Raw genomic sequence first — 24,586 nt, forward strand, 5'->3', positions numbered from 1 at the left:
TCGTGTTTCGGAACCCGGCCGGGGCTGCGGCGTGGCCAGGAGCGCGCCTGGCAGCGTCCGCGAAGCGCCCACATACAACACCGGTATGCGGGCGCTTCGCGCCCGATGCCAGCCACACTCCTGACCTCGCCTCGCACTCAGCCGGGTTCCGAAACACGACCTAGGCGGGACGGGTCCCGGCTGGGGCGACCGCGTTGACGTCGGTCCAGACCTCCGTCATGTCGGCGATCAGCCCGTCGCGCAGCGTGATGAACGTGGCCACCTCGAAGTGGTGGAGCTCGCCGCCGCTGTAGCCGGTGACGTGCGATCGGCCCGCCGCGCGGAGCTCGGTGCCGATGCAGTCCTCGAGGATGAGGTGATCGAAGCCCGGGTACTCGGCGTTCAGCCGCACCCAGGTCGCGCGATCGAAGGTCTCACCGGTGTGCACATAGCGGCAGGTGAAGTCGTCGTGCAGCAGTGTGGGCAGTTCGTCCCAGCTCTGGGCGTCGATGACCTCGGCCAATCGGTTCATCATCGTGGATGCGCACATCCCGGAATCGTTTCACGGGCCGGTTGGCCGCTATCGTTCTCGGTGACGCGGCCTGGCACTCCTCACCCGGTGGCGCTCAGTGAGGACACGACTGCTTTGACGACCGTGATCAAGCCCCACCTTCGCGGGTGGCTGCACGCCGGCACGTTTCCTGTCGCCGTCGTGGTCGGCGGTTTTTTGACGGCGCTGTGCCCGGACGCCCGTACCCGGGTGGCGCTGGCGCTGTTCACGGTGTCGGCGGCGCTGCTGTTCGGCATCAGCGCGCTCTTCCATCGGGGCCGATGGAGCGAGCGGGCCCACAAGCGGCTGCGGGGATTCGACCACGCCAACATCTTCTTGATCATCGCCGGTAGCTACACGCCGTTCTGCGTGCTCCTGCTGCCGCCCGGGCAGGCCCGGACCCTGCTGTGGATCGTGTGGTGCGTCGCGCTGGCCGGCGTCGCCTTCCGGGTGCTGTGGACCGATGCCCCGCGCTGGCTGTACGTGCCGGTGTACATCGCGCTGGGCTGGTTCGCGGTGTTCTACCTGCCCGGGTTCTGGCGCACCGGCGGCGCTCTGGTCGTCGCGCTCCTGATCCTCGGCGGTGTGCTCTACACCCTCGGCGCGGTCGTCTACGGTCTGCAGCGGCCCAACCCGAACCTGCGCTGGTTCGGCTTCCACGAGGTCTTCCACGCGCTGACCATCGCGGCCTTCGGCACCCACTGCATCGGCATCGGGATCGCCCTGCGCGCCTTCTGACCGGCGGTCGGCATTTAACCTATCGGAGAGATAGGTTATCGTGATCCACATGTCTGAATCCCCCGATGCACCGCAACTGCCCGCCCGCCGCCGCAGCCGCTGGCCCTGGATCGCGGCCGCCGCGGCGGTGGTGGTCGCGGCCGGTGCGGTCATCGCGATCACCACGTCCGGCGACGACGACGGCGGCGACGCCACGACGGTGCGGATCGGGGTCGCCGACGCGTCCGCGCCGTACTGGAAGACGTATCAGGACCTGGCTAAGCAGCGGCTGAACGTGACCGTGAACCTGGTCAACTTCAGCGACTACAGCCAGCCGAACCCGGCGTTGAAGGAGAAGCAGCTGGAGCTCAACCAGTTCCAGCACATTCAGTACCTTGCCAACTACAACGCCACCTCGGGCGACGACCTGCAGCCGATCGGCGCCACCGCGGTCTACCCGCTGCCGCTGTACTCGCTGAAGTTCAAGACCCCGCAGGAGTTGCCGGCGGGCGCCAAGGTCGCCATCCCGAACGACGCCATCAACCAGGCCCGCGGGCTGCTGGTGCTGCAGGCGGCCGGGCTGGTCACGCTGAAGGGCGGCGGCACCGCGTTCTCCAGCACCGCCGACGTCGAGAGCAAGAAGGTCGACGTGGTGACCCTCGACGCGTCGCAGACCGCGGGCGCGCTGCAGGCCGGCTCGGTGGCCGGCGCGATCGTCAACAACAACTACGCCACCAGCGCGAAGCTGCCCCGGGACAACGCGATCTTCCAGGACGACCCGGCCAGTGCCAGCGCCGCGCCGTACGTGAACATCTTCACCGCGCGCAAGGCCGACAAGGACAACGCGACGTACCTGAAGCTCGCCGAGCTCTACCACGACCCGGCCGTGGAGAAGGGCGTCCAGGAGGCCAACGGCAACGTCGCGGTGCTGCGCACGGTGTCCGCCGCCGACCTGCAGGCGCTGCTCACCACGGTGCAGGACCAGGCCGTCGCCGCGGGCAAGAAGTAGAGCACCGGCCGCCGTGTCGCACGTACGCCTGGAGCACGTCACCAAGTCGTTCACCCGCGGTCGTAACGGCGACCGCGTCGTCGCCCTCGACGACGTCAGCCTGGAGGTCGCCGAGGGCGAGGTGTTCGGCGTCATCGGCCACTCCGGCGCCGGCAAGAGCACCCTGATCCGGCTGATCAACGGGCTGGAGCGGCCGACCAGCGGCCGGGTGCACGTCGGCGGCCGGGAGATCACCGCGCTGTCCGAACGTGATCAGAGAGGCGTCCGCCGCGACATCGGCATGATCTTCCAGCAGTTCAACCTGTTCCGGTCCCGGACCGTCGCGGGCAACGTCGCCTACCCGCTCAAGGTGGCCGGCGTCGCCCGCGAGGAACGGGACCGCAGGGTGGCCCGGCTGCTGGACTTCGTCGGGCTGCTCGACCGCGCCCACGACCACCCCGAGCAGCTCTCCGGCGGGCAGAAGCAGCGCGTCGGCATCGCCCGCGCGCTGGCCACCGAACCGTCGCTGCTGCTCGCCGACGAGGCCACCAGCGCCCTGGACCCGAAGACCACCGCCGAGGTGCTCGCCCTGCTCGGCCGGGTCAACCGGGAACTCGGCGTGACCATCGTGCTGATCACCCACGAGCTGGACGTGATCCGCGCGGTGGCGAACCGGGTCGCGGTGATGGAGGGCGGCAGGATCGCCGAGTCCGGCACGCTCTACGACGTCTTCGCCCGGCCGAAGAGCGCGGCGGCCGCCGACTTCGTGCGCGGCGCACTGCGGGACCGGCCCTCGCCGGAAACGCTGGAGCGGCTGCGCCGGACGCACCGCGGGCGGATCGTCACCGTGGCGATCCGCGACCAGACCGGGTTCCAGACCGCGCTGGCCACGACGTTCCTGGAGCACAGCGTGGCGGCCGGGATCATCTTCGGCGGCATCAGCGAGCTGCAGGAGCGCGCGGTCGGCAGCCTGACCTTCGAGCTGACCGGCCCGGACGACGGGATCGGCGCGGCCCTCGCCGCGCTGCGCGCCGACGGCGTCGACGTGACCGAGGAGAACTGACGTGGACGAGTTCCTCACGAACCTGCCGGTCTTCCGCGAGGCGATCGGGCAGACGTTCTACATCGTACTGATCTCGGTGGTGGCCGGCGGCCTGCTCGGTCTCGCCCTCGGCCTGGTCCTCTACGCCACCCGCCCGGGCAGCCTGATGGCCAACCGGTTCGTCTACGTCGTGGTGAACATCCTGGTCAACCTGGTCCGGCCGATTCCATTCGTGATCTTCTTGACCGCGATCCAGCCGCTCATGCTGGTCGCCATCGGCACCACGATCGGCACCGACGCGGTCACCTTCGCACTGTCGCTGGCCGCGGCGTTCGCGGTCAGCCGGATCATCGAGCAGAACCTGCTGGCGGTCGAGCCGGGGGTGATCGAGGCGGCCCGGGCGGCCGGCGCGCGGCCGTTGAGCATCCTGCTGACCGTGGTCGTCCCCGAGGCGCTCGGGCCGGTGATCCTGGGTTACACGTTCATCTTCGTCGGCGTGGTGGACATGTCCGCGCAGGCCGGGCTGTTCGGCGGCGGGGGACTGGGTGACTTCGCGGTCACCTACGGCTCGCAGCGGTACAACTGGCCGGTCGTCTACATCACGGTCGCCACGATCATCGTGATCGTCCAGGCCGGGCAGTTCCTCGGCAACTACCTGGCCCGCAAGGCCCTGCGCCGCTGAGGCCACACTGCGGCGGGACCCCTGCGAACCGCGGCGGGACCCCTGCGAACCGCTACGACACCTCCACGAGCTTGCCGTCCCGGACCTCCAGCAGCAGGAAGGCCGGCTGCGTCCTGGTGCCGTCGGGTTTGAACGTGGCCGGTCCGGACAGCAGCGGCAGGCCGGCGGTGGCGGCGATCGCGGCACGTACCGCGGCGTGCTCGACCGAACCGGCCCGTGTGATCGCGTCCAGGGCCACCGTGACCGCGTCGAAGGCCTCCGGGCCGCTGGGGCTGGGCGCCCGGCCGGTCGCCGCCGTGAACTTCGCCGACCAGTCGGCCAGTGACGACATGAGCGCCGGCACCATCAGCGCGGTCCCGTACACATTCTTGGTCTGCGCGGCGGTGAGGTCGGTGAGCAGCGGGCCGTCGGTCGCGCCGTCACCGACGAAGATCTTGCCGGTGAAACCGGCGGTCCGCAGGTCCTTGATGAGCTGGTTGGCCTCGCCGTAGTAGCCGGTGAAGTACACCGTGTCGGCCTTCTCGCCGAGGATCTGCTCGGCCAGCCGGTCGTAGGACGGCGCGCCCTGGCTGAGCGCGTGGGTGGCGACCACCCGGATGCCGGTGCCGGGAAGGCCGGCCGCGGCGACGGTCTGTTTGCCGAGCGTCACCGGGAAGCTGGTGCCGTCGTTGACGATGATCAGCCGCTTGCTGCCCATCCGGCGCATGCCGGCGATCGCGAAGGTGCCCTCGTCGGCGACCGTGCCACTGATCAGGAAGATGCTGTCGTACTTCGGTACCAGCAGGTCGGTGGAGGTGGCCAGCGCGATCACCATCGGCACGCCGGCGTCCCGGAAGACCTTCAGGGTGGGCACGGTGGCGCTGCTGCAGTAGCCGCCGACCGAGACGGTGATGTCCTTCGCCACCAGGTCGTTGGCGCTCGCCACGGCGGTGCCGGGGTCGCAGGCGTCGTCGAGCACCAGCAGTTCCACCTGACGGCCGAGCACGCCGCCGGCCGCGTTGGCCTCGTCGACCGCCATCTGCGCCGCGTCACGCATCTCGCGACCGGACTGCGCGTTGGTGCCGGAGAGCGGGACCAGGGCGCCCAGCCGGATGGTGGCCGCCGGTCCGGCGCCGGGATCGGCCGGGTCGTCGCCGCAGCCACCGAGTACGGCCGCGCCGGCCAGCACGAGGACCGTGAGCAACGTTCTGAACCGTGGGCCGACGCCCATGCCGTGCCTTCCGCCGAGCCACATGGCCACCTTTCCCTTCGGCGGCCGGGCGGCGGGTGCTGAGCACTTTGTTCAGGTCTGGCAGCGGGCGGCCGATGGTGGTCAGTGGTCATGGAGTGAAGGAGGCGTCGTGAAGCGGAGCCGCGATGACTCCCGGGCACGCCGGCGACACAGTCTGACCACCACGGCCGCGCTGGCGAGTGTGCTGCTGGCGCTCGGCTCCTACACCATCATCGGCACGTGGCTCACCACCCGGGCGGCCCGCGACCACAGCCGGGCCCTGCACGTGGACGCGGACTTCAGCGAGGCCCGCGGCGCGATCACGCTCGAAGAGGTCAACCTGCGCCACTACCAGGTGGAGCCGTCCTCGGCGGTGCGCAGCCGGTTCGTGCAGGCCGCCGATCTGGTGGACAGCGCGCTCCAGCTCGCCGTCCGGCACGGGCTGCCCGGCGCCGACAGCGAGGCGACCCGGCTGCTCGGCCGGCAGCGGGAGTACCGGGCGAACGCCGAACAGCTGATGGCACTGGTCGCGGACGGCGATCCGGCCAGCCTCAGCTTCGACGGCCTCAGCGTGACGCCGTCCTACTACACCCTGCAGCAGGATGTGGACACCGTGAGCCGGGCGTACCACGCCAGTGCGCAACGGCAGGCCGCCGAGATGCAGGGCGCCGAGGTGCGCATGCTGATCGGCACGTCGGTCGGCTTCGGGGTGGGCCTCACCCTGGTCGGCGTGATCTGGCGGCTGGTGCTGAGCTATCAGCGCCGGCTGGTCCTGGACGCCGACGCCAGCGAGTACCGGTCCCTGCACGACCCGCTGACCGGGCTGCCGAACCGGCGGATGTTCCACGAGCGCCTGGCCCGGGCGGTGTCCTCCGGTGGGCCGGACGACCAGGTGGGCATCATGATCATCGACTTGGACGGCTTCAAGGCGGTGAACGACACGCTCGGCCACCAGGCCGGCGATCAGCTCCTGCAGGCTGTCGGAGGCCGGTTGCTGACCGGCGTGCGCGACGGTGACCTGGCCGCCCGGCTGGGTGGCGACGAGTTCGCGGTGCTGCTGCCCGGCGTCGCCGATCTGGCGGCCGCCGCCGAGGTGGCCGACCGGCTCGTCGACGAGATCCGGCACGACTTCCTGCTGGACGTCGGCCCCGCCTCGGTCAGTGCCAGCATCGGCCTCACCATCGGCGGGGCGGGCGCCGACGACGACGAACTGCTGCGCCAAGCCGACGCGGCGATGTACCGGGCGAAGTCCGCGGGCGGCGGCGTCGCCGTCCACGACCCGATCCTGGACGCCGTGGCGCCCGACGAGATGGCTCTGTTCGGTGAGCTCCGCGCGCTGCTGGAGACCGGTGACCCGGACGGGCAGCTGACGTTGTACTTCCAGCCGCAGGTCCGGCTCACGGACGGCACGGTGACCGCCGTCGAGGCGTTGGTGCGCTGGTGTCATCCGGCCCGGGGGCTGCTGCTGCCCGCGGCTTTCCTCGACATCGCCGCGTCCCGGGGTCTGGCGACGCCGTTGACATACCACCTGCTGGACATCGCGGTGGCGCAGGCGGCCCGCTGGTCTGCCACGGCCGAGCCGCTGGTGGTGTCGGTGAACGTCTCGCCGCGGTGCCTGCTGCACGACGGCTTCCTGGCCCGGGTCTGCGCGGCGATCGCCGCCGCCGGGCTGCCGCGCGGCATGCTGCGGCTGGAGCTGACCGAGAGCGGCGTGCTGGCCGAATCGGAGCGGGCCCGCACGGTCCTGCGGCAGGCCCGCGAACAGGGGATCATGATCTCGGTCGACGACTTCGGCAGCGGCTCCAGCTCGCTGTCCCAGCTGCGCCAGCTGCCGGCCGACGAATTCAAGATCGACCGGTCGTTCGTGCGGGGCCTCGCCTACGACGCCGACGACGTGGTGATGATGCGCAGCGCCATCGACCTGGGGCACAACCTGGGCATGTCGGTCGTCGCGAAGGGCGTCGAGGAGCTCGAGGCGCTGGCCGTGCTGCGGGACCTGGGCTGCGATCTCGCCCAGGGTTTTGTGCTGAGCCGCCCGGTACCGGCCGACGAGGTGCCGGCCGCGTGCGCCCGGGCCGGTCGGGTGGCCGGCCGGCAGCCGGCGTCACCGTCACACCGCGGCTGAGTGAACCCGGCGACCCCGGCGACCCCGGCGACCCCAAATCAAGATCAAAATCCCGATTGTGTACGACGGGAAGCGTCGTTCACTGCAACCCGGTGCGCACCGACGTGATCCGCTGGGTGTTGAAGCCCAGCCAGTGCATCCGGCCGATGTACCGGGCGTGTTCGATCTTGAGGCAGCGGTCGACGACCAGGTCCAGCCCGCCGTCGGCGGCGATCCGGTTGCCCTCGTCGTTGAGCACCCCGAACTGGCACCAGAGCGCGCCCGCGCCGATCGCCACCGCGTCCCGGGCGATCTGCGGCAGCGCTGCCGGCGCCCGGAACACGTTCACCACGTCGACCGGCCCGGGCAGGTCGGTCAGGCTCGGGTAGCTGCGCTCACCCAGGATCTCGGTCTCCCTCGGGTTGACCGGGATCACCTGATAGCCGTGCCGTTTCAGGTAGTAGCCGACGAAATAGCTGGCCCGCAGCTCGTTGCTGGACAGCCCGACGATCGCGACGGTCTTCGCGGTGTGCAGGATCCGCTGGATGGTGGTGACGTCCTGGTACGCGCCGGAATCGGTCATCGCTGTGCCTCCAACGCCTGCTTCAGGTCCCAGATCAGATCGTCGACCGACTCGATGCCGACCGACAGCCGTACGGTCCCGGGCCGGACCCCGGCGGCGCGCAGCTCGTCGTCGCTGAGCTGCCGGTGCGTGGTGCTGGCCGGGTGGATGATCAGGCTCTTCGCGTCGCCGACGTTGGCCAGGTGCGACCAGAGCGTCACCCCGCGGATCAGGTCCTGCCCGGCCTCGCGGCCCCCGGCGACGTCGAACGAGAACACCGCGCCCGCCCCGAGCGGCAGGTACTTCTCGACCAGCGGCTGGAACCGGCTGCCGGGCAGCCCGGCGTAGGTGACGTTCGACGCGAGGGGGTGCGCGTCCAGGAACGCGGCGACCGTACCGGCGTTCGCGACGTGCCGGTCCATCCGCAGCGACAGCGTCTCCAGGCCCTGCAGCAGCAGGAACGCGTTGAACGGCGAGAGCGTGCCACCCAGGTCCCGCAGCGTCTCGGCGCGCAGCTTCATCAGGTAGCCGTACGTGCCGAACGTCTCGTGGAACTGCAGCCCGTGGTAGGCCGGTGAGGGCTCGGCGATCACCGGGAACCGCCCGTTGGACCAGTTGAACGTGCCGGCCTCGGTGACCACCCCGCCGATGCTGGTGCCGTGCCCGCCGATGAACTTCGTCGCCGAGTGGATGACGATGTCGGCGCCGTGCTCGATCGGCCGGCACAGGTACGGCGTCGCGAACGTGTTGTCCACGATCAGCGGCAGCTCGTGCTCGTGCGCGATGGCCGCCACGGTCGCGATGTCCAGCACGTTCCCGCCGGGGTTGCCGATCGTCTCGCCGAAGAACGCCTTGGTGTTCGCCCGCACCGCCTTGCGCCAGGCCTCCGGGTCGTCCGGGTCCACCCAGGTCAGCTCGACGTTCAGCTTGCCGAACAGGTGCTTGAACTGGTTGACCGTGCCGCCGTAGAGCGCCGACGAGGCGACCACGTGGTCACCCGGCTGCAGCAGCGTGAACAGCGCGGCGGCCTGCGCGGCGATCCCGCTGGCGAACGCGACCGCGCCGGCGCCACCCTCCAGGTTCGCGATCCGCTCCTCGAAGACCGCGACCGTCGGGTTCATGATCCGGGAGTACGTGTTGCCGTACTCCTGCAGGTTGAAGTAGGCGGCCGCGGACTCCGGGTCCTCGAACACGTAGCTGGTGGTCTGGAAGATCGGCACGGCGCGGGCGCCGGTGTTCGGATCGGGCCGTTGCCCGGCGTGCAGCTGCCGGGTCTCGAACCCGAACTCGTGGTCTTCGCTCATGCTCGGCTTCCGTTCAGGAACTCGCGGACGATGGGAGTCTGCCGGGCCTCTTCCAGCAGGAAGCAGTCGTGTCCGTAGGGCGCCTCGATCAGGTGATACTCGACCGGCTTCCCGGCCTTGCGCAACGCCTCCTCGATCTCTTCGGACGCCGCCGGCGGGTAGAGCCAGTCCGAGCTGAACGCGATCAGCAGGGTCCGCGCTTGGATTTGCTCGGCGGCAGCCTGCAGCGAGCCGTGCTCGCGGGACAGATCAAAATAGGTCAGCGCGCGGGACAGGTGCAGGTAGGTATTCGCGTCGAAGCGCCGCACGAACGAGCCGGCCTGGTGCTGCAGGTAGCTCTCCACCTCGAACTCCGGCTCGCTGAGCGTGTACCGGATGTCCCCGCCGGACTGCAGCCGCCGCCCGAACTTCCCGGCCAGCGCGGGCGCGGAGAGATAGGTGACGTGCCCGACCATCCGGGCCACGCCCATCCCGGCGTCCGGCGAGCGTCCGGTGCCGTAGTAGTCGCCGCCCTGCCAGTCCGGGTCGCGCATGATCGCCTCGCGGGCGATCGCGTTCCAGGCCACCCCCTGCGGCTGCAGCCCGTGCGTGGACGCGATCACCACGATCGCGTTCACCTGATCGGGGTGGTCCACCGCCCACTGCAGCGCCTGCATCCCGCCGAGCGAGCCGCCCGCCACGGCGGCCAGCCGCTCGATGCCGAGCACGTCCAGGAAGGCCCGCTCGCACCGGACCATGTCCGCGACGGTCAGGACCGGAAAATCCTTACCGTACGGCCGGCCGGTCGCCGGGTCGGCCGAGGACGGTCCGGTGGTGCCCCGGCAGCCACCGAGCAGGTTGGTGGAGACCACGAAGAACCGGTCGGTGTCGAACGCCTTGCCCGGCCCGATCATGCCGTCCCACCAGCCGATCCCTTTCGGGCTGCCGACCGCCGCGAACCCGTCCCGGGTGCTTTCGGCCGGCGCGGTGGCGGCGATCCCGGCGGCGTGCGCGTCCCCGCTGAGCGCGTGGCAGACCAGGATGACGTTGTCGCGGGCCGGTGCCAGGGTGCCGTAGGTCTCGTACGCCACCCGGACCCCGCGCAGCTCCCGGCCCGAGTCGAGCGGCAGCGGCGCCGGCAGATCCAGGTACCGCGTCTCCACGGTGCCGACCGAGCGGGTGTTTCTCACCCGGCGTAAGGGACGGAAGCCTGGTCCCTCAGGGCCGGGAGGAAGCCCGGCTGCAACCTATACGTCAACAACATCTTGGGCATCTCCCCACTGAGGACTACGGTCGATGTGTGCTGGTGACGGAGCTGTTGAAGCTTGCTCCGACGGTGGAGCAGGCGACGCTGCTCGAAACCACCATGCGCGCCTGTAATGCCGCTTCTGACCGGGTGGCGGTGCCGTGCAGTACGACCAGCGGTACCCGAGCCGTCCGGTGGTGATGAACCGGAGGGCTGGCTCGGGGTCGACCTCGGTGTGGTCAACCTGGCCACCGATTCCGACGGCACCAACCACAGCGGCAAGGTCGTGCGAGTGGTGCGCCGCCGCAACAATCGATTGCGCGCGAGGCTGCAGGCCCTGGGGACCGAGAGCGCCAAGCGGCTGCTGAAGAAGCGCCGCCGCAAGGAGTCCCGCTACGCGCGGGACGTCAACCACCGCATCTCCAAGGCACTGGTCGGGGTAGCCAAAGGCACCCGGCGCGGGATCAAGCTCGAAGACTTGAGCGGGATCCGCGACCGGGTAACGGTCACGAAGGCTCAGCGCTCCGACCTGCGCTCCTGGGCATTCCGACAGTTGCGCACGTTCGTCAGCTACAAGGCAGCCCTCGCTGGCGTGCCGGTGCGGCCGGTCGACCCGCGCAACACCTCCCGGGAATGCTCCCGCTGCGGACACACCGACAAACGCAACCGCCGCACCCGCGATGAGTTCCGCTGTCTCCGGTGCGGGCACGCCGGCCCCGCCGACCACAACGCGGCGATCAACATTGGTCGCCGGGCAGCCGTCAACCGGCCGAACGCGGCGTGACCTCGTACCCATTACTACGAGCCTCACGATCTGCAAGCCAGGCCCCTCAGAGCCCGGTAGTTGACCCTCGGAAGTTAGGCCAGGTCGGAGCTTATGTCTAGTATCCCGATGGGCCTTGTAGAGGCGTCGCCGGCACGGAAGGATTCCTCGGTATGACCACCATTGATAACGGAGTCAACGTCCAAGCGCTGCTCGACGCGCGCGAAGTCCTCAAGGGCGCTCCGGACGCCGCCCAGTTCACCTGGCGCGCGTCCAGCAAGTGGCAGCACGGGGTGCACAGCACCACCACGATCGAGAAGTTCTTCGGGCTCGGCCAGGAGCAGACCCACAAGAACGAGACCACGTTCGCCGCGGATCACCCGGCCGTGTTCGCGGCTGAGGACAACGGCATCACCCCGATCGAGTACCTGCTGGTCGGCCTGGCTGGCTGCCTCACCGCCGGTGTCGCGTCGGTCGCGCAGAACCGCGGGATCCAGCTGCGCTCGGTCGAGTCCACCGTCGAGGGCGCGCACGACATCCGGGGCATCCTCGGGGCCGACAGCGACGTACGCAACGGCTTCAACGACATCAAGGTGACCTTCCACATCGACGCGGACGCGTCCCAGGAGGAGATCGAAGCGCTGGTCGCCCAGTCGCAGAAGCGCTCGGCGGTCTACGACGCGCTGACCAACCCGACGAACGTCACGGTCGAGGTGGCCTGAGTCATCGAACAGGTCACCACGGTCGTCGTCGGCGCGGGACACGCCGGCCTGGCCGCCAGCCACTTCCTCACCGCCCGGTCGATCGACCACGTCGTGCTCGAACGCGGCGAGGTCGCCAACTCGTGGCGCCGGGAACGCTGGGACTCGCTGCGGCTGCTCACCCCGAACTGGCTGAGCCGGCTGCCCGGCCACCACTACGACGGCCCGGACCCGGACGGGTACATGACGTCCGGCGAGGTGGTCGCGTTCATCGAGCAGTTCGCCGGTGTCACCGCGGCGCCGGTCCGTACGAACACGGCGGTCACCTCGGTGCGCCGCGACGACGACGGCTACCGGCTGGTCACCAGCGGAGGTGAGCTGCGCGCCCGGTCGGTGGTGCTGGCCGGCGGCGCCTGCAACGTGCCGACCGTGCCGGCGCTGGCCGCCGGCCTGCCGCCCGGCGTGCGGCAGCTGACGCCGTTCGACTACCGCGGGCCCGACGGGCTGGCCGAGGGCGGGGTGCTCGTGGTCGGCGGGTCGGCGACCGGGGTGCAGATCGCGGCCGAGCTGCGCCGCTCCGGCCGGCCGGTGATCCTGTCGACCGGGGAGCACGTGCGGATGCCACGGTTGCACCGGGACCGGGACGTGCTGTGGTGGATGGACGCGACCGGAGTGTGGGACCAGCGCTACGACCAGGTCGACGATCTCACCCGGGCCCGGCGGCTGCCGTCACCGCAGCTGGTCGGCACCCCGGAACGGGCCACGCTCGACCTGAACGCGCTGACCGATCTCGGGGTGGAGCTCGTGGGGCGGCTTTCCGCCGTACGCGATGGGGTCCTGCTCTTCTCCGGAGGTCTCACGAACGTCTGCGCGCTGGCGGACCTGAAGATGAAGCGGATGCTGGCGGGTTTTGATCAGTGGGCGGGTCTCTCGCAACCGGAGGTCGAGCTGCCGCCGACGAGGGTCCCGGCGGCACCGCGGTGGCAGATCGATCTCGGTCACGGGGAGATCAGCACGGTGGTGTGGGCGACCGGGTTCCGGCCCGACTACGGCTGGCTCGACGTGCCGGTGGTCGACGAGAAGGGCCGGCTGCGGCACGAGGGCGGCGTCGTCGACAGCCCGGGTCTCTACGCGCTCGGCCTGCCGGTGCTGCGCCGCCGCCGCTCCACGTTCCTCAACGGCATCGAGGACGACGCCCGCGCCGTCACCGAGCACCTGGCCACAAGCCTGCCCGTCCCGAGTTCGCACCGCTGATCGCCCACGGTCCCGATCGCGCGCCGCGGGGACCGCTGCCACTCCCGACCGCAGCGCGCCTCCGTGCTCCGGCTGGTGCTGAGGGGTGTCTCAACGACGTCGAGACACCCCTCAGCACCAGCCGGAACAGCGATACCCGGAGCGATCGTCATCCGCGGAGCGGGACGGCGTCATATTCCGCGCCGGATCAGGGCCGGTGTGGCAGGCTCGCGGCCGTGCAGCGAATGATCGATGTGGGGGACGGGTCGGTCTGGTGTGAGGACACCGGGGGTGCTCTGCCGCCGGTGGTGCTGCTGCATCCGGGGGTCGGTGACTCCCGGATCTGGGACCTGGTCTGGGCGCGGCTTGCCGGACGGCACCGCCTGATCCGTTATGACGTGCGGGGCTTCGGTCGCTCCGCGCCCCCGGACGGCCGGTTCTCCCCGCTGGCCGATCTGCGACGGGTGCTGGACGGACTCGCGGTGGGGTCGGCGTTGTTCGTCGGGTGCAGCATGGGCGGCGGCAGCGCGCTTGATCTGGCCCTGGCCGATCCTGATCGGGTCCGGGGGATGGTGCTGGCCTGCCCCGGTATCTCCGGCGCCCCACCTGCCCAGAATCCCGGTGGCGCTGCGGTCGCGCGTGGTTCCGGCGGCGCCGCGGTCGCGCGTGATCCCGGTGGTGCCGAGGCCGCGCGTGATCCCGGTGATACTGCGACCTCGCGCGATGCCGGCGGCGCCGCGGCTGGCCGCGACCTCGCCGACGCGCCGGACAGCGATGACCCGGCGATCTTCCTTGAGCAGGGCATCGCGCGGTGGGCTCAGGCCGGCCGCGACCCGGTGGTCGTCGAGCAGTTGCGCTCGTCGGTCCGGTTCTGGCTCCACTGGGGTGACAGCCTCGCCGAGGACGGCGACGCGTGGTCCCGGCTGGAGGACGTCACCGTGCCCAGCGTGCTGCTGCTCGGTGACCTCGAGCGGCCGTCGTTCGTGCCAGCCTGCGTCGAGGCCGCGCGGCGCCTGCCCGGGTGCCGGCTGGTGCGGATCCCCGGCGCTGATCACTTCGTGCCGCTGCGGGCGCCCGATGTCGTGGTGGACGCGCTGCATTCGCTGCAACGCTGACCCCGGCGTCGGCGTCGGTGGCGGTGGGCTGGTGGTGGCTGGTGCTCAGGGGTGTCTCACGCGCCGTGAGACACCCCTGAGCACCAGCCGGGAACCGGAGGCGCGCCGCGGTCGGGAGTGGCAGCGGTGTCGCGTGCGGCCGCCGAGGGACCCGGGCGCGCCGGGGTCAGGGGTGGGTGCGGTGGGTCAGCCAGCTGGACATCACTCGGACGCCGTGGCCGATGGCGCGCTCGTCCGGGTCGAACGCGCCGAAGTGCGGGTAGCTGGTCTTGATGTCGGAGCCGGGGCGGCGGACGCCGAGATACGTGAACGTGCCGGGCATCCGGTTCAGGAACAGCGCGAAGTCCTCGCCGCTGTACGGGATCGCGGCGTACGTCGGCAGGGTCCTGGTTTCGCCGACGGTGCGCCGCAGGTAGCGGTGGAGCGCCCGGCCCTCGCGCTGCGGGGTGACCATCGCCGGGAACGGGTCGGCCGGGAACGTGACCGCGGCCGCACCGTACGACAGAGCCAGTCGCCGCACGGCCTCGCGCACCTCGGCGTGCCGGTCCTGCGGCCAGCAGCGGTAGGAGAAGCGCACGCCGGCGCCGGTCGGCTGGGCCTGCATGAAGACGAACCGGGACAGCGCCGTGCCCGGCCGCAGCAGCTCGGCGACCAGGTGTTCGAGGTCGCCGGAGGTGGCCGGGCGGCCGACCGTGCCGAGCGCGGTGATGGCGGCGGCGAGCGCGGTCGCCGCCGCGGCGGCGTCCGGGCCGGTCAGCGTGACCGCGCCGTGGTCCTGACCGGGCAGGCCGAACCCGGCCGTGGTGGCGAACGTCCCCACCGGGAACGGCCCGCAGTGCAGCGCGTGGATCTCCTCGGGGCGGACCCGGTCGAACACGCCGTCGTCGAGCATCGCACCGGCGCCGGCGAGGGACTCCTCACCGGGCTGGAAGACGAAGACCAGCGTGCCGGCCAGCCCGTCGCGCCGCCGGGCCAGGGTCAGCGCGACGCCCACCCCGATCGTGGTGTGCAGGTCGTGCCCGCACACGTGGGCCGCCTCGGAACCGCCCTCGATCTGCTCGTCCGGCGGCACCGCGTCCATGTCGGCGCGGTAGGCGACCGTCCGGCCGGGGCGGCCTCCGGTGAGGACACCGACCACGCCGTGGCCGCCGACACCGGTGGTGACGTCCAGCCCGGCCGCGCGCAGCTGCTCCGCGACCAGGGCGGACGTCCGCACCTCCTGGCCGGACACCTCGGGGTGGCGGTGGATCTCCCGGCGCAGCTCGATCAGGTGCCGGGTCTCGCTGATGGTGGAACGGGCGCCCGTGGCCGGGACGAGCAGCGCCCCGGCCGCGCCGCCGATCCCGCCCAGCACGATCCGCCGGCTGATGGCGCGATTTCCCAGGTTCGACATCGTCTTCCTCCCCGTGTGCCGGCCGCCGTCCGGCGAACCGACTGGGGTGAGGATGGCTTTTCCGCCCGGGGCGACGCAGTAGTGCCAGGTCCCGGAAAAACGTAGTGCCAGCGTTACTGCCCGGCCCCGGCGAGGCTGGTTAGGCTCCGTGGACGGCGTCGAGAATCCGGTCCGGCGCCGTGCCGGTGGACCAGTCGGCGTGCACGTCGGCCAGTCTGATCAGGCCGGAGCGGTCGGCGACGACGACCGCGGCGAAAGGCAGGACCGAGCGGCCCGTGCCGAGCACCCGCTTGGCGTCCGGGCTGCTGAAACCGATGTTGAACGCGTCGATCAGGACGTGCCGTGGATCGGAGGTGACGAAGAAGTCGAGGTCGTGGCGGCGCTTGACGGCTTCGAGGCGATCGGGCGCCTGCGGGCTGACCGCGACCAGGTGCGCGCCCAGCTCCAGCAGCGACGGCGCGAGCGAGTCCCGGTAGGACCGCAGCAGGTCGTCGCACGCGGTGGAGCCGGCGTGCCGGACGAAGACGAGCACGACCGGGCCGGTCTGCCGCATCCGGTTCAGGTGCACCGGGCCGAGGTCCACTTCGAGCAGGGGCACGTCGGGCAGCCGGTCGCCGACGGCGACCATCCGGTTCCAGATCGCCGAGCTCTCGAACTGGCGCCGGAACGTGCGGTCCTCGGCGCTCTGCCGGATCGGCCGGGCGGTGCCGCGGGTGACGTCGCCCGGGTTACGGACAGAGGTCGTCATCGTGTTGCTCCACTTCGACGGGGGTGCGTCCACTCGTCCCACAATACCTACATTGCAAGTAGGGATAGTAGTTTAACAGTGTGACCGTTTTGTCATCGATCAGCCCTCGGTGACGAGGTCCTCGCCACGCGGCGTGCGGTAGTAGAGGACCGCGCGGCCGGTCCGCCGGCGCTGGACCAGGCCGGAGTCGAGCAGCACCCGCAGGTGACCGCCGACGGTGCCGAGGCCGTACCCGGTGACCGCGCACAGCTGGGTCGGTGTCTTCGACGTGTTCAGGTGCGCGAGGACCAGCGCCCGTACCGGGCCGAGCAACCGGCTCAGCGCCGCCGGCGCGACCACCACGGCGGGGTCGGCGAGGAAGCCCGCGCACGGGTAGACCACGACGTAGCGGTGCGGGGCGTCCAGGCAGATCCAGCCGTCCCGGGACAGCGTCGGCACGAACGACAGCTGGGCCCCGGTCAGGTCCACCGGCGGGTGGTCGTACGCGTTGACCTGCAGTCGCCCGTCGCCGGCCCAGTGCATGTCCGGTCGCATGCCGAGCAGCGCGGCCGCCCAGCCGCCGGTCGCGAGCTGGTGGGAGCGGGCCACGATGTCCGCCTGCAGCAGCCGGCGCCGGTGCGGCCAGTCCGGGCGCAACGCCAGGTCCCACACCCAGGTGAGCACGTCGGCCGTACGGTCGATCAGGTCCGGGCCGCCGAGGATGTCCGGCACCGGCACACCCTCGGCGCGCAGCTGGGCGCGGGCGTCGTCCGGTGTGGTGGCCCGCAGCCGGGCCAGGTCGCCGTCGAACGTGCCGTCCGCGTCGACCGGCGGGGTGACCAGGAAGTCGGCGACCCAGCGCGGGCGCAACGTGGCCTCGGCCAGCGCGGCGGCGAACGGGTCGTCGCGCAGCCGCTGCCGGTAGACCGGCGCCCACGCGTCGAGCCAGGCGCGCTGCGCGGGGTGGGTGCCCTTGCCGGCGAACGCCTTCATCGCGGCGACCGTCTCGGTCAGCGGTGAGACGGCGAACCGGCCGGCCGCCAGCACGTCGGCGCCGACGATCCAGACTCCCATCCGTACCCCCGGCGGACGTGATCCTTCGTGTGGACACGAAAAGCTGTGGCCGCCCCGCCGGGCGGTCGCAGACTCGCGCTCGTGCCAACCTACCGGGACTGTTTCGCCACGCCGCAATTCACGCCGCTGTTCGTCGCCACCTCGGCGAACGTGGCCGCCGGAACCCTGCGCGGGCTCGCCCTCGCCGTCGTCGTCTACCACGCCACCGCCTCACCGCTGCTGGCCGCGCTGAGCCTGTTCGGCTCGCACTTCGCGCAGGTCGTGGGCGCCATGACGCTGTTGTCGGCGGCCGACCGGGTGCCGCCCCGGGGCGCGCTGGTCGTCATCCACCTGCTGACCGCGCTCGGATCGGCGGTGCTGGCCGTGCCCGGCATCCCGCTCGCCGCGATGTTCGTGGTGATCGGCGTGAGTGGACTGATCGGCTCGGTGCACGGCGGGGTGCGGTGGGGCCTGCTCGGTGAGATCCTGCCGGAGCGCGACTACCTGACTGGACGGTCGGTGTTCAACATGGCCGTCGGCGCGACGCAGATCGCCGGCTTCGCGGCCGGTGGTGCGCTGATCGCGCTGGTCGGTGCGGGTGACGCGTTGCTGGCGGCGGCCGGGGTGTCGCTGACGGCGGCGCTGATCGCCGGGTTCGGGTTGAGCGCCCGGCCGCCGCGGGCCACCGGGCGGGCGTCGGTCGCCGCGACGTGGCGGGTCAACGTCGAGCTGCTGCGGTCGCCGGAGCGGCGCTACCTCTACCTCGCGGCGTGGATTCCGGGTGGGCTGGCGGTGGGCAACGAGGCGCTGTTCGTTCCGTACCGTCCGGCGGGCGCGAGTGTGCTGTTCATCGCGGGTGCGGCGGGCATGCTGGCCGGCGACGCGACGGTCGGGCGGTGGGTGCCGGCGCGGTGGCGGGCGCGGCTGCTGATGCCGCTGCAACTGCTGCTGGGCGTACCGTATCTGGTCTTTGCGCTGCCGCTGACCCTGCCGGCCGCAGCGGTCGCGATCGCTGCGGCGTCGGCGGGTTTCGCCGGTGGACTGATCCTCCAGCAGCGGATCGTGGATGCGACACCCGAGGAGCTGCGCGGTCAGGCGCTCGGGCTGCACTCGGCCGGGATGTTCACCATGCAGGCGGTGGGCGCGTCGCTGGCCGGAACGATCGCGCAGCAGCTGCGGGTGAGCGACGCGATCGCCGTCATGGCGGTGCTGACGCTGACGAGCGCGGTCTGGCTGACCCGCGGCCGCCGGCATCGCCCCCAGCCTGGCGGTGCTCGCGTGGGGAGTTTGGGTGCGGAGCGCGCCGTAAGTCCCCACGCTGACGTGTTGTGATGCTTGCGTGGGGAGTTTGGGTGCGGAGCGCGCCGTAAGTCCCCACGCTGACGGCGAGGGCTGACCGCGGCGATCCAGGTCGCGCTGTACTCGTTGATCGACGACGGCACCTACGACGCGCTGCTGACCACGTGGAAGGTCACCGAAGGGGCGCTGCGCACCGGCGCGATCAACGGCGGTGCCTGAGGCGCCGTGACGTCACCGAATGCCTGGTGGGTCACTACCGGTGTGATCACCGTGACGATGCTTTAAAACCTACTGGAGTTGTAGGGTTGGCCGCGTTGCCAACAAGATCAACTCTGGAGGGTCGGCCGATGTCTCAGGAGCATGTCGCCTGGCAGGAGGGCCGCCGGGCCGCAGTCACCGCGCCCACCGGCAACCTCGCTCTGATCGAGACGCGCTGGGGCGCCGACGACCCGGACGCCGCGCTCGCCGGACAGCCCGCGACCGTCACCGCCACCCGGCTGCGCCGGCTGAACCCGTTGACCAAGGCCGTCGAGCACGGCGTCCGGCTCTGGGACGCGGCGTCGCCGGCGATCCGGGACTTCGACCGGATCGACACTCATCCGTACGACCCGGCCTGGGTCCTCGAGGCGCGCTACACCGACGTGGCCGAGGACCGGAAGGTGGCGTTCGAGCACGCCCAGGACGCCGGTTTCACCCGTGACCTGCCGGTGCCCGGTGACCTGCACCTCACGCTCGACGGCCGGGACTACACGCTGAGCGCGTTCGACGATGACGGCACTCTGCTGCTCGTCTTCGGCGACCCGACGAACCGCTCCAGCACGTACGGATCAGGTCGGTTTTTGTTCGTCGAACGGACGACCGGAACCGATCGGGTCGTCCTGGACTTCAACCGGGCCTTCGTGCCGCCGTGCGGGTTCTCGGAGCACTACAACTGTCCGCTCCCGCCGCCGCAGAACCGCCTTGCCGTGCCGGTCGAAGCGGGCGAGAAGCTTCCCGTATTCCGTAACAAACTGGAGAAATAGTCGTGCGTAAGATACTTGCCGTCGTCACCGCACTGAGCCTGGCCGGCGTGCTGGCCGCCTGCGGTGACAGCAAGAGCGAGAGCACCACACCGAAGGCCGACGCGATCATCCAGATCGGCTCGGTCTACGAGCCGCAGAACCTGGACAACACCGCCGGCGGCGGGCAGGGCGTCACCGAGGCGCTGAACGGCAACGTCTACGAGGGCCTGTTCAAGCTCACCGACACCGGTGCCGTCGAGCCGCTGCTGGCCAAGGACCAGAAGGTCAGCGACGACGGCCTGACCTACACGTTCACCCTGCAGCCGGGCGTGAAGTTCCAGTCCGGCAAGGCGCTGACCTCGGCCGACGTCAAGGCCAGCATCGAGGCCGTGACCGCGGAGAACTCCAAGTCGGCCCGCAAGAGCAACCTCGCGGTGATCAAGTCGATCGCCACGCCGGACGACGCCACCGTGGTGGTCACGCTGTCCAGCCGGTCGATCTCGTTCGTCTACAACCTGAGCTACGTCTGGATCGTCAACTCCGCGGCGACCGACCGCACCACGAAGGCCGACGGCACCGGCCCCTACCAGCTCGGCGACTGGAAGCGCGGCTCGACGCTGAGCCTGACCCGCTTCGACGGCTACTGGGGCACCAAGGCGGCGAACGCCGGTGTGGTCTTCCACTACTTCACCGACGCGACCGCGCTGAACAACGCGCTGCTGACCAACGCGGTCGACGTGGTCACCAGCGAGCAGAGCCCGGACGCGCTCGCCCAGTTCAGCGGCAACTCGGCGTACCAAGTGTCCAATGGCAAGGGCACGACGAAGCTTTTGCTGGCGTTCAACGACAAGGTCGCGCCGTTCGACAACGTGCAGGTGCGTCAGGCAGTCAGCCAGGCCATCGACGACACGAAGCTGCTCACCTCGATCTGGGGCGAGTACGGCACTCCGATCGGCTCGATGGTCCCGCCCAGCGACCCCTGGTACGAGGACCTGACCTCGGTCAACGCCTACAACGTGGACAGTGCCAAGCAGCTGCTCGCCACGGCCGGCTTCCCGAACGGGTTCACCTTCACGCTGGACACCCCGAGTTACGACCCGCACCCCACCGCGGCCACGTTCATCAAGTCGGAGCTGGCCAAGGTCGGCATCACCGTGACCATCAACACCATCACGGCCGACGAGTGGTACACGAAGGTCTACCAGAAGCGTGACTTCGTGGCGACGCTGCAGGAGCACGTCAACGACCGCGACGTGGTCTGGTACGGCAACCCGGACTTCTACTGGGGCTACAGCAACAAGCAGGTCACCGAGCAGATCACCGCGGCCGAGCAGGCGAAGACCACCGACGAGCAGACCGCGCTGCTCAAGCAGGCCAACAAGACCATCGCGACGGAGGCGGCCAGCGACTGGCTCTACCTCTACCCGCAGATCGTGGTGGCTTCCGCGAAGCTCACCGGTTACCCGGTCAACGGCCTCAACGCCCAGTTCTTCGCGTACGGCATCACCAAGAGCTGATGAGTCACTACCTCGTGCGGCGGACAGCGATCCTTCTGGGGTCGCTGTTCCTCGCCGCGGTGGCGTTGTTCGCGCTGCTGCGCCTGCTGCCCGGCGACCCGGCGAACGCCCTGCTGCCGGTCGGCGCCACCCCGGACCAGATCGACGCGGCCCGCCGTGAGCTGGGCACCGACGCGTCGCTGCCGTCGCAGTTCCTCAGCTGGCTGGCCGGCATCGCCCGCCTCGACCTGGGCAAGTCGCTGATCAGCACGCTGCCGGTCGGCCCGGAGATCACCGCGCGGCTGCCGGTCACGGTGCCGCTGACCCTTACCGCTTTTGTGCTCGCGGTGCTGGTCGCGGTCCCGGTCGGGGTGCTGGCCGCGGCCCGCGCCGACCGCTGGTACGGCCCGGTGATCAACGCGGTCGCGCAGCTCGGCATCGCGGTCCCGGCCTTCTGGCTCGGTCTGCTGCTGATCGCGGGCTTCGCGCTCAACCTCCACGTTCTTCCGGCCGGCGGTTTTCCGCCGGACGGCTGGGCCGATCCCGGCCTCGCCCTTCAGTCACTGATCCTGCCGTGTCTCACTGTCGCTCTGGTCATGGCCGCTTCGATGATTCGGTACGTACGAGCAGCCACCCTCGACGTGCTCGGCGCGGACTATCTGCGCACCGCGCGGGCGCTCGGCGCGGGCGCCCGGGAGGCGATGTGGCGGCACGGGCTGCGCAACGCCGCGGTGCCGGTGATCGCGGTCCTGGCCATGGAACTGGCCACCACGTTCCTGGGCGCGGTCGTGGTGGAGAGCGTGTTCGCCCTGCCCGGCCTGGGCAGCCTCCTGGTTCGCGGGATCAGCCAGCACGACTACCCGGTGATCCAGGGCGTGATGCTGGTCAGCACGGCCACCGTGCTGGTCGTCGGGTTCCTCGGCGACGTCGCCCAGCGCCTCGTCGACCCGCGTCTGCGGCTGCGGAGCGCGTCGTGAGCCGCCGTCGTTCGGTCCACCTGGCGATCGGGCTCGCGCTCGTGGGGCTGGTCGTCGGGGCGGTGCTCATGTCGTACCTATGGTTGCCCTTTGCTCCTGATGACACCTCGGGTGGGCGGCTGACCGCGCCCGGGGGCGACCACCTGCTCGGCACCGACAAGCTCGGCCGGGACCTGTTCACCCAGCTGCTGATCGGCGGGCGGATCGCGCTCGGCACCGCGCTCGGTGCGGTGGCCGTCGGCGGGGTGCTCGGGGTCGGCGCGGGGCTGCTGGCCGGGTTCGCCACCCGCTGGCGCGACGACGTCGCCGCGGTGACGCTGGACATCCTGATCGCGTTCCCGACCCTGCTGCTGGCCATGCTGATCGTGGCCGGCGCGGGTGCGTCGCTGGGCACCGCGATCCTGGCGATCGGGCTGGCGATGGCCGCGATCGTGGCCCGGCTGACCCGGGTGCTGGTCAAGCAGGTGCTGACCCGCGACTACATCACCGCGGCCCGGATCGCCGGCATCTCCTGGCCGCGGATCGTGCTCGGCCACGTGCTGCCCAACATCGGGCCGGTGGTGCTGGTGAACCTGGCGCTGCAGGCCGGGCTCGCGGTGCTGGCCGAGGCGAGCCTGTCCTATCTGGGCCTGGGCACACCGCCGCCGAACGCGTCGTGGGGCCGGATGCTCTTCGAGGCGCAGGCCACCGTGCTGACCGCGCCGGTCGCCGCGCTCGCGCCGGGGCTGGCCCTGGTGGTGCTGGTGGTCGGGGTGAACCTGAGCGCCGACGGGCTGCGCGACCTGACCGATCCGACCCGCAGGAGGAGCCGATGACCCTGCTCGTGGTTTCCGGACTCACCGTGCGTGACCAAGCCGGGACGGTGCTGGTGGAGGACGTCTCGTTCACCGTCGAGGCCGGTGAGCGGATCGGGTTGATCGGCGAGTCCGGGTCGGGCAAGTCGCTGACCGCGCTCGCCGTCGCCGGCCTGCTCCCGCCCGGCATCACCGCCACCGGCACGGCCCTGATCGACGGCGTCGACATCATCGCGGCGCCTGTCGACATGATCTCGGCGTCGGAGAAGGCCCGCACCGGCGTCCGCGGAAAGATCGTGAGCACGGTCTTCCAGGAGCCGCTGACCGCTCTCGACCCGCTGATGACCGCGGGCCGGCAGATCGCCGTGCCGCTGCGCCGGTTCCGTGGTCTGCGCGGCAGCGCGCTGCGCGCGGCGGTGGGCGCGGCCCTGGACGAGGTGCGGCTGACCGACACCGATCGGATCGCCGGCTCCTATCCGCACCAGCTCTCCGGCGGGCAGCGCCAGCGGGTGGCGATCGCGATGGCGCTGGCCTGCCGGCCCCGGCTGCTGATCGCCGACGAGCCGACCACCGCGCTCGACGTCACCGTCCAGGCCGAGATCCTCGACCTGCTGGACAGCCTGGTCGCCGCGCACGGCAGCGCGCTGCTGTTCATCACGCACGACCTGCCGGTGGCCGCCCGGGTCGCCCGGCACACCCACGTGCTGCGCTCCGGCCGGATCGTCGAGTCGGGGCCGATCGCCGAGCTGATCACCGCGCCGGTTCACGAGTACACCCGCACGCTCGTCGCCGCGGCCCGCCGCTTCGACGCCGCCCTGGAGGGACTCACCCGTGACTGAACCGATCATCGAGGCCGACCAGGTCGGCTACGCGTACGGAAAAGGTCCCGCGGCCCTGACCGACGTCTCCCTCGCGGTGCACGCGGGCCGGAACGTCGCACTGGTCGGGGAGTCGGGGGCGGGCAAGACCACCCTGTTGCGGCTGCTGCTCGGCCTGACCCGGCCGACCAGCGGCGTGATCCGGCACGCGGGGGAGCCGCTGACCCGCGACCGGCTGCCCGGGTATCGGCGGGCGGTGCAGGCGGTGTTCCAGGACCCGTACTCGTCGCTGGACCCCCGGCAGCGGATCGCGCGGATCGTCGCGGAACCGCTGCGGGGGCTGGGCCTGGGCGCGGACCCGGTGCGGGTGGCCGAGGCGCTGACGGCGGTGGGGCTGCCCGAGGACGCCGGGCGGCGGTATCCGCACGAGTTCTCCGGCGGGCAGCGGCAGCGGATCGCCATCGCGCGGGCGATCGTGTGTCACCCGCGGCTGCTGCTGGCCGACGAGCCGGTCAGCGCGCTGGACCTGACCACCCGGGTGCGGATCGTGGACCTGCTGGCGTCGCTGTGCGCCGAACGGGACCTGACCATCCTGCTGATCTCCCACGATCTCGGGGTGGTGGCGGAGCTGTGCGAGCACACGGCGGTGCTGCAGCGGGGGCGGATCGTGGAGCAGGGGGCGACGCGGGAGGTGCTGCGGGCGCCGGCTCATCCGTACACGAAAGCCTTGCTCGCCGGTGTGCCCCGCCTCCCGGAAGCTGCGCAACCGCGCTGACCCGCCGCCATCCTGTCCACCGTCCCCGGCCGCGCCGTACCGCGGGCCTCGGGCGCGGCGCGGGTGTCCGGCTGGTGC

Annotated in this window: 25 protein-coding genes; 17 read left to right on the forward strand and 8 right to left on the reverse strand. The window is 71.1% G+C overall.

Annotated elements, in window-relative coordinates; translation table 11 throughout:
- Positions 1-160: 160 nt before the first annotated feature.
- Entirely contained in the window at positions 161-514 is a 354-nt protein-coding gene (locus Apa02nite_RS45125) for a nuclear transport factor 2 family protein (RefSeq protein ID WP_067705515.1), read from the reverse strand.
- Positions 515-634: 120 nt separating this feature from the next.
- On the opposite strand from Apa02nite_RS45125, the gene trhA reads away from it, so the two are divergent.
- Genes trhA through Apa02nite_RS45145 form a run of 4 tightly spaced genes read left to right on the forward strand, consistent with a single transcriptional unit; the run spans position 635 to position 3,958 of the window.
- Positions 635-1,267, forward strand: a complete 633-nt coding sequence (gene trhA, locus Apa02nite_RS45130; protein WP_239165018.1) for a PAQR family membrane homeostasis protein TrhA — start codon at positions 635-637, stop codon at positions 1,265-1,267.
- Between the two features lie 49 nt (positions 1,268-1,316).
- Complete coding sequence (locus Apa02nite_RS45135; protein ID WP_203830626.1) at positions 1,317-2,255, forward strand: MetQ/NlpA family ABC transporter substrate-binding protein; 939 nt, start codon at positions 1,317-1,319, stop codon at positions 2,253-2,255.
- 13 nt (positions 2,256-2,268) lie between these two features.
- A complete protein-coding gene (locus tag Apa02nite_RS45140; RefSeq protein ID WP_239165019.1) occupies positions 2,269-3,297 on the forward strand; it encodes a methionine ABC transporter ATP-binding protein in 1,029 nt (342 codons plus the stop codon).
- A 1-nt stretch (position 3,298) separates the two neighbouring features.
- Entirely contained in the window at positions 3,299-3,958 is a 660-nt protein-coding gene (locus tag Apa02nite_RS45145) for a methionine ABC transporter permease (RefSeq protein WP_067705522.1), read from the forward strand.
- 52 nt (positions 3,959-4,010) lie between these two features.
- Here Apa02nite_RS45145 and Apa02nite_RS45150 read toward each other — a convergent pair whose 3' ends face one another.
- Complete coding sequence (locus Apa02nite_RS45150; protein WP_203830627.1) at positions 4,011-5,141, reverse strand: branched-chain amino acid ABC transporter substrate-binding protein; 1,131 nt, start codon at positions 5,139-5,141, stop codon at positions 4,011-4,013.
- 157 nt (positions 5,142-5,298) lie between these two features.
- Between Apa02nite_RS45150 and Apa02nite_RS45155 the strand changes: the two genes are divergently transcribed.
- On the forward strand, positions 5,299-7,293 hold the full coding sequence (locus tag Apa02nite_RS45155) for a putative bifunctional diguanylate cyclase/phosphodiesterase (protein WP_203830628.1): 1,995 nt from the start codon (positions 5,299-5,301) through the stop codon (positions 7,291-7,293).
- A 79-nt stretch (positions 7,294-7,372) separates the two neighbouring features.
- Here the strand turns inward: Apa02nite_RS45155 and Apa02nite_RS45160 are convergent, their stop codons facing one another.
- From Apa02nite_RS45160 to metX, 3 genes are read right to left on the reverse strand one after another with little or no spacing between them, the layout of a single operon-like run.
- Positions 7,373-7,855, reverse strand: a complete 483-nt coding sequence (locus Apa02nite_RS45160; protein ID WP_203830629.1) for a CoA-binding protein — start codon at positions 7,853-7,855, stop codon at positions 7,373-7,375.
- On the reverse strand, positions 7,852-9,138 hold the full coding sequence (locus tag Apa02nite_RS45165; RefSeq protein WP_203830630.1) for an O-acetylhomoserine aminocarboxypropyltransferase/cysteine synthase family protein: 1,287 nt from the start codon (positions 9,136-9,138) through the stop codon (positions 7,852-7,854). Before Apa02nite_RS45165 ends, Apa02nite_RS45160 begins: the two co-directional genes overlap by 4 nt.
- Complete coding sequence (gene metX, locus Apa02nite_RS45170) at positions 9,135-10,307, reverse strand: homoserine O-acetyltransferase MetX (protein WP_203830631.1); 1,173 nt, start codon at positions 10,305-10,307, stop codon at positions 9,135-9,137. The genes Apa02nite_RS45165 and metX overlap by 4 nt, the downstream gene beginning before the upstream one ends.
- A gap of 110 nt (positions 10,308-10,417) precedes the next feature.
- Here metX and Apa02nite_RS45175 point away from each other — a divergent pair, with 110 nt between their 5' ends.
- From Apa02nite_RS45175 to Apa02nite_RS45195, 5 genes are all read left to right on the forward strand, one after another.
- A complete protein-coding gene (locus Apa02nite_RS45175; protein WP_203830632.1) occupies positions 10,418-10,564 on the forward strand; it encodes a hypothetical protein in 147 nt (48 codons plus the stop codon).
- Complete coding sequence (locus tag Apa02nite_RS45180; RefSeq protein WP_239165020.1) at positions 10,497-11,147, forward strand: RNA-guided endonuclease InsQ/TnpB family protein; 651 nt, start codon at positions 10,497-10,499, stop codon at positions 11,145-11,147. The genes Apa02nite_RS45175 and Apa02nite_RS45180 overlap by 68 nt, the downstream gene beginning before the upstream one ends.
- Before the next feature lie 152 nt (positions 11,148-11,299).
- Positions 11,300-11,848, forward strand: coding sequence for an OsmC family protein (locus Apa02nite_RS45185; RefSeq protein WP_203830634.1), 549 nt, complete (start codon positions 11,300-11,302; stop codon positions 11,846-11,848).
- 3 nt (positions 11,849-11,851) lie between these two features.
- A complete protein-coding gene (locus Apa02nite_RS45190) occupies positions 11,852-13,081 on the forward strand; it encodes an NAD(P)-binding domain-containing protein (RefSeq protein WP_203830674.1) in 1,230 nt (409 codons plus the stop codon).
- A gap of 224 nt (positions 13,082-13,305) precedes the next feature.
- Positions 13,306-14,175, forward strand: coding sequence for an alpha/beta fold hydrolase (locus Apa02nite_RS45195; protein ID WP_239165026.1), 870 nt, complete (start codon positions 13,306-13,308; stop codon positions 14,173-14,175).
- 166 nt (positions 14,176-14,341) lie between these two features.
- Here Apa02nite_RS45195 and Apa02nite_RS45200 read toward each other — a convergent pair whose 3' ends face one another.
- The 3 genes from Apa02nite_RS45200 to Apa02nite_RS45210 form a co-directional block, all read right to left on the reverse strand.
- A complete protein-coding gene (locus Apa02nite_RS45200; RefSeq protein ID WP_203830636.1) occupies positions 14,342-15,568 on the reverse strand; it encodes a M20 metallopeptidase family protein in 1,227 nt (408 codons plus the stop codon).
- 139 nt (positions 15,569-15,707) lie between these two features.
- Positions 15,708-16,316 carry a redoxin domain-containing protein gene (locus tag Apa02nite_RS45205; RefSeq protein WP_203830637.1) on the reverse strand — a complete coding sequence of 203 codons (609 nt, stop codon included), beginning with the start codon at positions 16,314-16,316 and terminating at the stop codon, positions 15,708-15,710.
- A gap of 99 nt (positions 16,317-16,415) precedes the next feature.
- Positions 16,416-17,369 carry an ArsR/SmtB family transcription factor gene (locus Apa02nite_RS45210; protein ID WP_203830638.1) on the reverse strand — a complete coding sequence of 318 codons (954 nt, stop codon included), beginning with the start codon at positions 17,367-17,369 and terminating at the stop codon, positions 16,416-16,418.
- 81 nt (positions 17,370-17,450) lie between these two features.
- Here Apa02nite_RS45210 and Apa02nite_RS45215 point away from each other — a divergent pair, with 81 nt between their 5' ends.
- From Apa02nite_RS45215 to Apa02nite_RS45245, 7 genes are all read left to right on the forward strand, one after another.
- Complete coding sequence (locus Apa02nite_RS45215) at positions 17,451-18,680, forward strand: MFS transporter (protein WP_203830639.1); 1,230 nt, start codon at positions 17,451-17,453, stop codon at positions 18,678-18,680.
- 314 nt (positions 18,681-18,994) lie between these two features.
- Complete coding sequence (locus Apa02nite_RS45220) at positions 18,995-19,669, forward strand: DUF1684 domain-containing protein (RefSeq protein ID WP_203830640.1); 675 nt, start codon at positions 18,995-18,997, stop codon at positions 19,667-19,669.
- A 2-nt stretch (positions 19,670-19,671) separates the two neighbouring features.
- Positions 19,672-21,165 carry an ABC transporter substrate-binding protein gene (locus tag Apa02nite_RS45225; protein ID WP_203830641.1) on the forward strand — a complete coding sequence of 498 codons (1,494 nt, stop codon included), beginning with the start codon at positions 19,672-19,674 and terminating at the stop codon, positions 21,163-21,165.
- Positions 21,165-22,121, forward strand: a complete 957-nt coding sequence (locus Apa02nite_RS45230; protein ID WP_203830642.1) for an ABC transporter permease — start codon at positions 21,165-21,167, stop codon at positions 22,119-22,121. The genes Apa02nite_RS45225 and Apa02nite_RS45230 overlap by 1 nt, the downstream gene beginning before the upstream one ends.
- Positions 22,118-22,936 carry an ABC transporter permease gene (locus Apa02nite_RS45235; RefSeq protein ID WP_203830643.1) on the forward strand — a complete coding sequence of 273 codons (819 nt, stop codon included), beginning with the start codon at positions 22,118-22,120 and terminating at the stop codon, positions 22,934-22,936. Before Apa02nite_RS45230 ends, Apa02nite_RS45235 begins: the two co-directional genes overlap by 4 nt.
- Entirely contained in the window at positions 22,933-23,754 is an 822-nt protein-coding gene (locus Apa02nite_RS45240; protein ID WP_203830644.1) for an ATP-binding cassette domain-containing protein, read from the forward strand. Before Apa02nite_RS45235 ends, Apa02nite_RS45240 begins: the two co-directional genes overlap by 4 nt.
- A complete protein-coding gene (locus tag Apa02nite_RS45245) occupies positions 23,747-24,508 on the forward strand; it encodes an ABC transporter ATP-binding protein (protein WP_203830645.1) in 762 nt (253 codons plus the stop codon). Before Apa02nite_RS45240 ends, Apa02nite_RS45245 begins: the two co-directional genes overlap by 8 nt.
- Positions 24,509-24,586 lie beyond the last annotated feature (78 nt).

The organism is Actinoplanes palleronii, assembly GCF_016862315.1.
Taxonomy (GTDB): domain Bacteria; phylum Actinomycetota; class Actinomycetes; order Mycobacteriales; family Micromonosporaceae; genus Actinoplanes; species Actinoplanes palleronii.

Coding starts and splice junctions, on each gene's coding strand:
- Apa02nite_RS45125 (WP_067705515.1), bottom strand. CDS start 514: ATGATGAACCGATTGGCCGAGGTCATCGACGCCCAGAGCTGGGACGAA.
- Apa02nite_RS45135 (WP_203830626.1), top strand. CDS start 1,317: ATGTCTGAATCCCCCGATGCACCGCAACTGCCCGCCCGCCGCCGCAGC.
- Apa02nite_RS45160 (WP_203830629.1), bottom strand. CDS start 7,855: ATGACCGATTCCGGCGCGTACCAGGACGTCACCACCATCCAGCGGATC.
- Apa02nite_RS45165 (WP_203830630.1), bottom strand. CDS start 9,138: ATGAGCGAAGACCACGAGTTCGGGTTCGAGACCCGGCAGCTGCACGCC.
- Apa02nite_RS45180 (WP_239165020.1), top strand. CDS start 10,497: ATGCCGCTTCTGACCGGGTGGCGGTGCCGTGCAGTACGACCAGCGGTA.
- Apa02nite_RS45185 (WP_203830634.1), top strand. CDS start 11,300: ATGACCACCATTGATAACGGAGTCAACGTCCAAGCGCTGCTCGACGCG.
- Apa02nite_RS45195 (WP_239165026.1), top strand. CDS start 13,306: ATGATCGATGTGGGGGACGGGTCGGTCTGGTGTGAGGACACCGGGGGT.
- Apa02nite_RS45200 (WP_203830636.1), bottom strand. CDS start 15,568: ATGTCGAACCTGGGAAATCGCGCCATCAGCCGGCGGATCGTGCTGGGC.
- Apa02nite_RS45205 (WP_203830637.1), bottom strand. CDS start 16,316: ATGACGACCTCTGTCCGTAACCCGGGCGACGTCACCCGCGGCACCGCC.
- Apa02nite_RS45210 (WP_203830638.1), bottom strand. CDS start 17,369: ATGGGAGTCTGGATCGTCGGCGCCGACGTGCTGGCGGCCGGCCGGTTC.
- Apa02nite_RS45220 (WP_203830640.1), top strand. CDS start 18,995: ATGTCTCAGGAGCATGTCGCCTGGCAGGAGGGCCGCCGGGCCGCAGTC.
- Apa02nite_RS45230 (WP_203830642.1), top strand. CDS start 21,165: ATGAGTCACTACCTCGTGCGGCGGACAGCGATCCTTCTGGGGTCGCTG.
- Apa02nite_RS45240 (WP_203830644.1), top strand. CDS start 22,933: ATGACCCTGCTCGTGGTTTCCGGACTCACCGTGCGTGACCAAGCCGGG.